Below are 10,172 nucleotides of genomic sequence, written 5' to 3'. Positions count from 1 at the left end.
TCGACGACCTCAACGCGGTCGGCTTCGCCAACGGCGTCGGCCCGGGTGTCTACGACATCCACTCCCCGCGTGTCCCCGGCACCGCCGAGATCGCCGAATCCCTTTCGGCCGCACTCAAAGCCGTCGACCCGCGGCGCCTGTGGGTCAACCCCGACTGCGGCCTGAAAACCCGCGGCACAGAGGAGGTGGTCGCCTCCCTGACCAACCTCGTCGAGGCCACCGAACAGGTCCGCGCCGGGCTGTAGCCCGGTCAGGCGTTCGGGTCACCGGGCCCTTCGAGACGTGGTCGGCTCGCAAGCTAACGCGACCGCTCCTCAGGGATCAAGATGTTTGGCTACGAGAATGCACCCACCATCTTGATCCCTGAGGCCGACCCGACACCGATCGACAAACCACACACCATCTTGATCCCTGAGGCCGAAGCGACGAAGGAGCGAGGGTCACGAAGGGTCAGGTGACCATCCATGCACGAGGCGACCACCTCACACGTTGTTGGCCTTGAGTCGCTGCGCCAGGTACTCGGCCGCCGTCAACGGAGGGTATTTGCCCTCGGGGCTCTCGATGAGGACGTCCGTATTCGCCTGCGCGAAGAACGCGATCGACTGCCGGGCGTCGAGCGATTCACCTTCGCGCGGCGGCCGCACCCGGTGGAAGTTCGACGGCAGTTTGTCGTCGGACCAGCGCATCAGCATGTCACCGATGTTGCAGGTGATGGCGTCGTCGGACGGGGTGACCGGCGTCCATTCCTGCCCCTTCATCTCCGCACCCGGCAGCACCTGCAGCCCACCCTGGCCGTCACGCTGGAACAGCAGGGTGAGGGCGTCGAAGTCGGTGTGCGCCCCGGCTCGCCAGATGCTGTGGTCACCGAGCATCTCCTCGGGGAAGGCGTAGTAGTACAGCAGCCGCAGAGTGCTCTGATAGGTGTCCGACGAGGGGTCGTGCGCGGCGGTGAAGAAGTCGCGGTCCAGGCCGAGTTTCACTGCGAAGCAGCCGAGCAGATCCATCGCAATCTTCCAGCAGCGGGCTTCGAAATCCTCGACGGTGGAACGGAATCCGGCCAGTTCGTCCTCGCTGGGCCACAGCCCGTCCATGCGCGGTTTGGTGTACTGGTAGGACTCCTTCTGGTCGGCGGTCCCGGTCGACGGGCGCACCTGGGTCCCGTATTCCCAGCCGGCGTTGGTGCCCTTCTGCAGCGGGTACTGCTCCTTGATCTCGGTGGGCAGGTGGAAGAAGGTGTTCGCCATCGCGAACACACCGTCGACAATATCCTGCGGGATGCCGTGGTCGACAATCTGGAAGAAGCCGATATCGGTTGCGGCCGACCAGAGTTCGTCGGCGATCTCGTCGAAGCGGTCCTCGAAGTCGGCGATGGAGATGCGGCGCACCTCGCGGTCGGTGGTTTCGGTGCCGACCGCGCCCATCTGGGATTCGCGGTTGAGTTCGGTCATGTCGTAGGCGGTCACTGGGGTGTCCTTTCGGGGCTGTGTTGACCAGATCGCGATGACCGCACGTCTTTTCGGACAGCGTGAACACGCCGGTCATGGTGACCGCATATGCCACTGCCGCAACCCCGCCGCACCCCGCGAAGGGCGGACCTTCGATTCGTGCGATCAGTACTCGCGGCACCAAGTAGACCCCTCGCGCGTTGCTGCGCTGCTACTCGCTATTACACCGATGTAAAACGTCTCGCGAGCAGCCTAAGATGAAACGGACCGCCGGGGATCACAGGTGGCCCAACACCCTGATGTGATCTCCGACGGTCCGTTCTTTGCTGCTGTGCGCGTCCGGCTGCTCTGCGTTTCAGCCGAGCACGATCAGCAGGTCCCCTGGCGCCACCTGGGCGACTTCACCGATGGCGACCCTGGTCACCTTCCCCTCGACGGGGGTGGTGATGGTGGCCTCCATCTTCATCGCCTCGATGGTGCCGATCGCGGCACCGGCGGCCACGACGTCACCGACACCCACTGACAGTGACACCACGCCCGCGAACGGCGCCGCGATGTGGTTGGGGTTTGTGCGGTCGGCCTTCTCCGCCGACGGAACCTCGGCATCGACCGACCTGTCCCGTACGGCCACCGGCCGCAGTTGCCCGTTGAGCACGCACATCACGGTGCGCATGCCCTTCTCGTCGGCGTCGCTGATCGCTTCGAGGCCGATGATCAGTTCGTGGCCGGGTTCGAGTTCGACGCGGTGCTCCTCGCCGTAGCGCAGCCCGTAGAAGAACTGATTGGCCGACAGCCTCGAGGTGTCGCCGAACTGTTCCTGATGGTCCTCGAATTCCCTTGTCGGGCCGGGGAACAGCAGCCGGTTGAGGGTTTCCTGACGGCCGCGGCCGGACACGTCGAGCGCAGCCGAGTCCGCCTCGGACAAGTCCTTGGGTGCCGGCGCCTCGGCGCGGCCTTCGAGGGCGATCGTGCGCAGCGGTTCGGGCCAGCCGCCGGCGGGGTCGCCGAGTTCACCACGCAGGAAGCCGATCACCGAGTCCGGGATGTCGTACGACGACGGGTCGGCCGCGAACTCGCCGGCGGTGATGCCGCGACCCACCAGCGCCAGCGCCAGGTCACCGACCACCTTCGACGACGGCGTCACCTTGATCAGCCGTCCCAGCATCCGGTCGGCCGCCGCATACGCCTCCTCGACCGCCTCGAACCGGTTACCCAGCCCGAGCGCGATGGCCTGCTGGCGCAGGTTGGACAGCTGACCGCCGGGGATCTCGTGGGTGTACACACGCCCGGTGGGGGCCGGTAGACCCGACTCGAACGGCGCGTACACCTTGCGCACGGCCTCCCAGTACGGTTCGAGATCGCACACCGCGCCCAGGTCCAGGCCGGTATCATGTTCGGTGTGCGCGGCAGCGGCGACGATCGCCGACAGCGCAGGCTGACTGGTCGTGCCGGCCAGCGCGGCGCTGGCGCCGTCGACGGCACTGGCTCCGGCCTGCCAGGCGGCCAGGTAGGTGGCGAGCTGACCACCGGGAGTGTCGTGGGTGTGCACGTGCACCGGCAGGTCGAACTCCTTGCGCAGCGCCGACACCAGAGTGGTGGCCGCCGGCGCGCGCAACAGCCCGGCCATGTCCTTGATCGCAAGAATGTGCGCGCCGGCATCGACGATCTGCTCGGCCAGCCGCAGATAGTAGTCGAGCGTGTACAGCTCTTCGGCCGGGTTCGAGAGGTCGCCGGTGTAGCTCATCGCGACCTCGGCGACGGCGGTCCCGGTTTCGCGGACGGCGTCGATCGCCGGCCGCATCTGCTCAATGTTGTTGAGCGCGTCGAAGATCCGGAAGATGTCGATGCCGACATCGGTGGCCTCGGCGACGAATGCGGTGGTCACCTTCGTGGGGTACGGCGTGTACCCGACTGTGTTGGCACCGCGCAGCAGCATCTGCAGACAGATGTTGGGCATCGCTTCGCGCAACTGCGCCAACCGATCCCACGGATCTTCCTTCAGAAAGCGCAGCGCCACATCGTATGTCGCGCCGCCCCAGCATTCGACGGACAGCAGCTGCGGGGTGAGCGCGGCGATGTACGGGGCGACGGCGATCAGGCCGCTGGTCCGGATCCGGGTGGCCAGCAACGATTGGTGCGCGTCGCGGAACGTGGTGTCGGTAACGCCGAGCCGTTTGCTGTCGCGCAGGTCGGCGGCAAAACCCTCCGGTCCCAGCGCCAGCAGGCGCTGCCGCGAGCCGTCGGGCGGCGAGGCCAGTAGGTGCTGGTCGACGGCGGGCAGCTTGTCGCGTGGATACACCTTGGTGGGCCGCTCGCCGTGCGGCTTGTTGACGGTGACGTCGGCCAGGTACGACAGGATCTTGCTGCCCCGGTCGGCCGAGCCCTTCGACATCTGAAGCCACGGCCGGTCGTCGATGAACGAGGTGGTGATGTTGCCCGCCCGGAAGTCCGGGTCGTCGAGAACCGCCTGTAGGAACGGGATGTTGGTGGCCACACCACGAATACGGAACTCGGCGACGGCACGGCGCGCCCGCCGCACCGCGATCGGGAACTCCCGGCCGCGGCAGGTGAGCTTGACCAGCATCGAGTCGAAGTGACCGGCGACCTCGGCACCCAGGTTGGTGCCACCGTCGAGCCGTACACCCGCGCCGCCCGGCGAACGGTAGGCGGTGATGCGGCCGACGTCGGGCCGGAAGCCCTCGGCCGGGTTCTCGGTGGTGATGCGGCACTGCAGCGCCGCTCCGCGGATCTGGATGGACTCCTGAGACAGACCCATGTCGGTCAGACTCGACCCCGACGCGATGCGTAGTTGAGCGCCCACGAGGTCGATGTCGGTGATCTCCTCGGTCACCGTGTGCTCGACCTGGATGCGCGGGTTCATCTCGATGAAGACGTGCCGGCCCTGTTCGTCGAGCAGGAACTCGACGGTTCCGGCGCACGAGTAGCCGATGTGCCGGGCGAAGGCGACGGCATCGGCACAGATCCGGTCGCGGATTGCAGGGTCGAGGTTGGGGGCGGGAGCGAGCTCGACCACCTTCTGGTGGCGGCGCTGCATGCTGCAGTCCCGCTCATACAGGTGGATGACGTTGCCCTGGGTGTCGGCGAGGATCTGCACCTCGATGTGCCGCGGGTTGATCACCGCCTGTTCGAGGAACACCGTCGGGTCGCCGAAGGCGGCGTCGGCCTCGCGGGAGGCTGCCGCGATGGCGTCGGCGAGTTCGTCGATGGTCTCCACCCGGCGCATACCGCGGCCGCCGCCACCGGCGACCGCCTTGACGAAGACGGGGAACTGCATATCGGCCGCCGCGGCCAGCAGTTCATCGACGTCGGCGCTGGGTTCCGAGCTCGACAGCACGGGAATCCCGGACGCCTTGGCCGCGGCGACGGCCGTGGCCTTGTTGCCGGTGAGTTCGAGTACTTCGGTGGGCGGACCGATGAACGTGATGCCCGCGTTCGCGCAGGCCGCGGCCAGACCCGGGTTCTCCGACAGGAATCCGTATCCGGGATAGATCGCGTCGGCACCGCAGCGCACGGCCACACTCACGATCTCGTCTATCGACAGGTACGCCCGGACCGGGTGGCCGGGTATCCCGATCTGGTAGGCCTCATCGGCCTTGAAACGGTGCAGCGAATTTCGGTCTTCGTAAGGGAAGACCGCGACGGTCCGGGCCCCGAGTTCGTATCCCGCGCGCAGCGCACGGATCGCGATCTCGCCACGGTTGGCCACCAGTACCTTGTCGAACATGAGCACACTCTCTTTTGTCATTAAGACGTGAGAAACAAGTCCTCACAACCAATTTCGTTGCGTTGTGAGGCCCTGACACTCACCGGGGCTGACGTTGCGCGCAATACGGTACGCACCGCCGATGGCCGCGTCAGTATATCGTGACCTACCGCACAGCAAGCGGTCGTTGTGCCGGACCGTCGTAGGCGCTGAGCGGCCGGATCAGGGCGTTGGAGGCGGCCTGTTCCATGATGTGCGCGGTCCATCCGGTGATACGGCTCATCACGAAGATCGGTGTGAACGCCGGAATGTCGAAGCCCATCAAGAAGTAGGCGGGGCCGGTCGGGAAATCCAGGTTCGGCTTGATCCCGGTGCGCTTGCGCATCTCATCCTCGAGCTCGGCGTAGATCTCGAGCCACTTGTTCTCGCCGACATGGGCGCTGATGTCTTCGAGTGCCTTACGCATCGTCGGCACTCGCGAGTCGCCGTTCTTGTAGACGCGGTGGCCGAAGCCCATCACCTTGTCCTTGTTGTCGAGCTTGGCTCCCAGCCATTCCCGCGCACGTTCAGGGCGGTCGATGTCGATCATGTCGTGCATGACGGCCTCGTTCGCGCCGCCGTGCAGGCTGCCCTTGAGCGCACCGATCGCCGCGGTGACCGCGCTGTAGATATCCGACTGCGTCGAGGTCACCACGCGTGCGGCGAACGTGGATGCGTTGAAGCTGTGCTCGGCGTACAGCACCATCGACTTCTCGAACGCCTTCACGATCACCGGGTCGGGTACCTTGCCGAACACCATGTTCAGGAAGTTCTCCGCGTAGCCGAGCCCATGATGCGGGGCGATCGGCTCCAGCCCGCGACGCCGGCGCATGTCGGCGGCGACGATCGTCGGCAGCACCGCGAGCATCCGCAGCGACTTGTCGAGGTTGGCCGCCGGGCTCGGATCGTCCTCGGCAGCGTCTTCGGTGCCCAGGAAGGAGATCGCCGTGCGCACCACATCCATCGGATGGCAGGTGTCAGGGATCTTCACCAGGATCGACGCGGCCGTCCGGTCGAGCCGCCGGTTCGCCCGTTCCTTCTGGCTGAAGTCGGTCAGCTGCACATCGTTGGGCAGCTCACCGTGCCACAGCAGGTAGGCGACCTGCTCGAACGAGCAGTGCTCGGCCAGATCCTGCACCGCATACCCGCGGTAGGTCAGCGAATTGGTCTCCGGGACAACTTTGGAGACGGCCGTCTTGTCGACGACCACCCCCGCCAGCCCCTTGTAAATGGTCGGTTGATCCCCAGCAGGTGCACTCATGAGTAACTTCCTTTGATTGACGTGGGAACACATCTTGATCCCTGAGGCCGAGAAAACTTCTAAACCCCTGAAGCCGAGAGACTTCTTGACCCCTGAAGCCGAAAGCTCCTTAACCCTGAAGCCGAGAAACTTCTTGACCCCTGAGGCCGAAAGCTCCTTAACCCTGAATCCGAGAACCTTCTTGCCCCCTGAGGCCGAAAGCTCCTTAACCCTGAAGCCGAGAAACTTCTTGATCCCTGAGGCCGAAGCGACGAAGGAGCGAGGGTCACGAAGGGTCCGGCGAGATCCCCGCATGACGCAACCACCCGACCGCCCCTACGCCCTAAGCCCCATCGGCAAGCGTGAAATTGAACAGTTCGGAATCGAAATCGTTGTACTCGGCATACCGCAGCAACTCGTACAGCCGACTGCGATGCTGCATCCCGTCGAGCAACCCGGCCTGCGTTCCCTCACTGAGGATTTCACGTAAGCCCGACTCGACGGCACCCATTGCGATCCGCAGCGTGGTCACCGGATAGATGACGACGTTGTAGCCCACATCGCGCAGCTGATCGGCGGTAATCAGATCGGACTTGCCGAATTCGGTCATATTCGCCAGCAGCGGCGTATCCACGGCCTTGCGGAATTTCTCGAATTCACTCAGGTCTGTCAGCGCCTCGGTGAAGATCAGGTCCGCTCCGGCGTCGGCGTAGGCTTTGGCTCGCTCGACTGCGGCATCGAAACCCTCGATACCCCGGGCATCGGTGCGGGCGCAGATCACGAAATTCGGGTCCCGCTTGGCCGCTACCGCCGCCCGCAGCCGTTTGAGCATGACGTCGACCGGGACCACGTCCTTGCCGTCGAGATGCCCGCAACGCTTGGGGTTGACCTGGTCCTCCAGGTGCAGACCCGCCAGCCCCGCGTCTTCGAGTGCGGCGACGGTACGCGCCGCACTCATCGGCTCCCCGAATCCGGTGTCGGCGTCGACGAGCGTCGGCAGATCGGTTGCGCGGGCGATGGATCCGGCGCGGGCGGTGACCTCGCTGAGCGTGGTCAGCCCGATGTCGGGCAGACCCAGGTCGGCGGCCAGGACCGCACCGGAGACGTACACGCCGTCGAATCCGATGTCGGCGATCAGTTTTGCGGCCAGCGGCGAGAATGCTCCCGGCCACCGTTGCAACTCACCGGAGTTCAGGCCGTTGCGCAGGGCGATGCGCTTATCACCGTCGGTGACGCCCGAGGAGAACAGTGACATCAGAACAGCCCCTTGTCGACAGTGGGAGCCTTGTCCAGGTAGGTCTGCGGCACAACGATATTCAGCTCGCCCAGCGAACCGGCGGGCTTGGCGGCAAGGTCGGTGACGAACGCCAGGAAACGTTCCTGCTCAGCCGAATCCACAACACCGTCGGCCAGACCCGTGAACTTCTCCACGTACTGCGGACGGGCGAACGGCCGGGCACCGAGCGGATGGGCGTCGGCGACGGCCAGCTCGTCGGTGATCACGTCACCGTTCTTGAGGGTGATGACGGCCTTGGCGCCGAAAGCCTTCTCCGCCGGGTCATTCGAGTGGTATCGACGAGTCCACTCCGGATCCTCGACGGTGGAGATCTTGTGCCAGAGCTCGATGGTTTCGGGACGGTGTGCCCGCTCAGGTGCGTAGGACTTCTCCGAATCCCAGGTCCCGTCCTCCAATGCCACGGCGAAGATATAGGGCACCGAATGGTCGAGGGTTTCGCGGCTGGCGTCGGGATCGAACTTCTGCGGATCACCCGAGCCGGTGCCGATGACCACGTGGGTGTGATGGCTGGTGTGCAGCACGATCGACTCGATCTGCGTGAAGTCGGTGATCTTCTCCCGCATCCGGCGGGCCAGGTCGATGGGCGCCTGACTCTGGTATTCGGCCGAATGTTCCTTGGTGTAGCTGTCGAGGATGGCGCGCTTGGCCTCGCCGGGGCCGGGCAGCGGCACCGTGTACTGGGCGTCGGGGCCGCTGAGCAGCCACGCGATCACGCCGTCCTCACCTTCCCAGATCGGCGACGGCGAGCCCTCTCCGCGCATCGCCCGGTCGACGGCCTCGATGGCGACCTTGCCGGCCCACGCGGGGGCGTACGCCTTCCAGCTGGAGATCAGGCCCTTGCGGGACTGCCGGGTGGCCGTGGTCAGGTGCAGGGCCTGCCCGATGGCCTGGTAGATGGTCTCCTGATCCAGATTGAGCATGGTGCCCAGACCGGCGGCGACCGACGGCCCGAGGTGGGCCACATGGTCGATCTTGTGCTCATGCAGGCAGATGCCCTTGACCAGGTCGATCTGCACCTCGTAGGCGGTGGCCAGACCGCGGATCAGATCGGCACCGGAGGCCCCGACGTGCTGGGCGACGGCGACCAGCGGCGGGATGTTGTCACCGGGGTGCGAGTATTCGGCGGCCAGGAAGGTGTCGTGGAAGTCCAGCTCACGCACGGCCACACCATTGGCGAACGCGGCCCACTCGGGCGAGTAGACGCCGCCGATACCGAACACGCCGGCACCGGTGCGGTCGGTGCCGGTGTACGGGTGGGCCTGCGCCTGGGTGCGGGCCGAGGTGACGGGGCGGCGGATCACCGACGCCGCGCTCACCGAGGCGTTGTCGATGATGCGGTTGATGATCATGTCCTCGGTGTCGGCGGGCACTTCGACAGGGTCGACGGCGATCGCCGCGATCTTCTCGGCGAGGTGCTCCGACTTGGGGAAGTCGTCCGAACTGCGATGCGAGGTGACGGTGTGATTGATCATGTCCACACCGTACGCACAGCTCCGATATCAACGAAAGACCTGGATATTGTGTATAATTGCGGATCTTTCCTCGCTCCTTTGCGAATGTTGTGGATGTTGGATCCGCTATGCTCACGCCATGGCCAAGCTGTTTGTGGGCGCCCGTCTGCGCCGTCTGCGCGACGAGCGTGGACTCTCCCAGGCGGCGCTGGCCCGGCGGATCGAGCTGTCCACCAGCTACGTCAATCAACTGGAGAACGACCAGCGCCCCATCACCGTGCCTGTGCTACTCACCCTCACCCGCGAGTTCGATCTGGGCGCCGACTACTTCGCCGCCGACCCCGACGCCCGCCTGGTCGCGGACCTGTCCGACGCCCTGGCCGCGCACTCCGAATCCGGCGAGGTCTCCCGCGCGGAGATCACCGAACTGGTTTCCCGGATGCCTGCCGCGGGCCGCACGCTCGTCGCCCTGCACCGCAGGCTCACCGCACTGACCGCCGAGGTCGAGATGTATCGCGGCGAGTTCGCCGACGCCCCGTCCGACACCACATCGCCGCGCACCCCGATGCCGTTCGAGGAGGTGCGTGACTTCTTCTACGACCACAAGAATCACATCGACGTCCTCGACGTGGCGGCGGAGGAAATGTTCGACAGACACGGACTGTCCATCGGCGGCCTGGATCTTCAACTGGCGCAGGTACTTTCCGATGAGTTCGGCATCCGGGTGGCGATCGCCCACGACACTGACCCGGTCAAGGCAAGCACCAACCCGAAACGACGGTTCGACACTGCCGGCAAGACGGTCCACCTCGCGGGTAGACTCAACGCCGGCCAGCGTGCCTTTCAGCTCGCCACCCAGCTCGCATTCCTCACGCAGGCGCGATTGTTCGATGAGATCCTCGCCGGTGCCGAAAACCTCAGTCCCGAATCGGTTCCCGTCGCCCGCGTCGGCCTGGCCAACTACTTCGCCGGCGCG

6 protein-coding genes and 1 pseudogene are annotated in these 10,172 nt (G+C 65.6%); 2 read left to right on the top strand and 5 right to left on the bottom strand.

The annotated features are described in order from the left end of the window. Positions 1–245, top strand: a pseudogene (locus KDB67_RS01760) (5-methyltetrahydropteroyltriglutamate--homocysteine S-methyltransferase); the annotation flags it as partial. A 237-nt stretch (positions 246–482) separates the two neighbouring features. Here the strand turns inward: KDB67_RS01760 and KDB67_RS01755 are convergent. The 5 genes from KDB67_RS01755 to prpD form a co-directional block, all read right to left on the bottom strand. Then, entirely contained in the window at positions 483–1,448 is a 966-nt protein-coding gene (locus KDB67_RS01755; RefSeq protein WP_291011623.1) for a 2OG-Fe(II) oxygenase family protein, read from the bottom strand. A gap of 352 nt (positions 1,449–1,800) precedes the next feature. Further along, positions 1,801–5,190 carry a pyruvate carboxylase gene (locus tag KDB67_RS01750; protein ID WP_291011620.1) on the bottom strand — a complete coding sequence of 1,130 codons (3,390 nt, stop codon included), beginning with the start codon at positions 5,188–5,190 and terminating at the stop codon, positions 1,801–1,803. A 145-nt stretch (positions 5,191–5,335) separates the two neighbouring features. Then, positions 5,336–6,469 (bottom strand): bifunctional 2-methylcitrate synthase/citrate synthase, encoded by a 1,134-nt coding sequence (locus tag KDB67_RS01745; protein ID WP_291011618.1) that lies wholly within the window; start codon positions 6,467–6,469, stop codon positions 5,336–5,338. Between the two features lie 322 nt (positions 6,470–6,791). Further along, positions 6,792–7,703, bottom strand: coding sequence for a methylisocitrate lyase (prpB, locus tag KDB67_RS01740; RefSeq protein WP_291011615.1), 912 nt, complete (start codon positions 7,701–7,703; stop codon positions 6,792–6,794). Beyond that, positions 7,703–9,217 carry a 2-methylcitrate dehydratase PrpD gene (prpD, locus tag KDB67_RS01735; RefSeq protein WP_291011613.1) on the bottom strand — a complete coding sequence of 505 codons (1,515 nt, stop codon included), beginning with the start codon at positions 9,215–9,217 and terminating at the stop codon, positions 7,703–7,705. The genes prpB and prpD overlap by 1 nt, the downstream gene beginning before the upstream one ends. Positions 9,218–9,335: 118 nt before the next feature. Here prpD and KDB67_RS01730 point away from each other — a divergent pair. Further along, a partial coding sequence (locus KDB67_RS01730) for a helix-turn-helix transcriptional regulator (protein ID WP_291011611.1) occupies positions 9,336–10,172 on the top strand: 837 nt, incomplete at its 3' end.

The sequence above is a fragment of the Gordonia sp. (in: high G+C Gram-positive bacteria) genome, from assembly GCF_020438995.1.
In the GTDB taxonomy this organism is placed as follows: Bacteria; Actinomycetota; Actinomycetes; order Mycobacteriales; family Mycobacteriaceae; genus Gordonia.
This window is presented reverse-complemented; position numbering and strand designations above follow the sequence as displayed.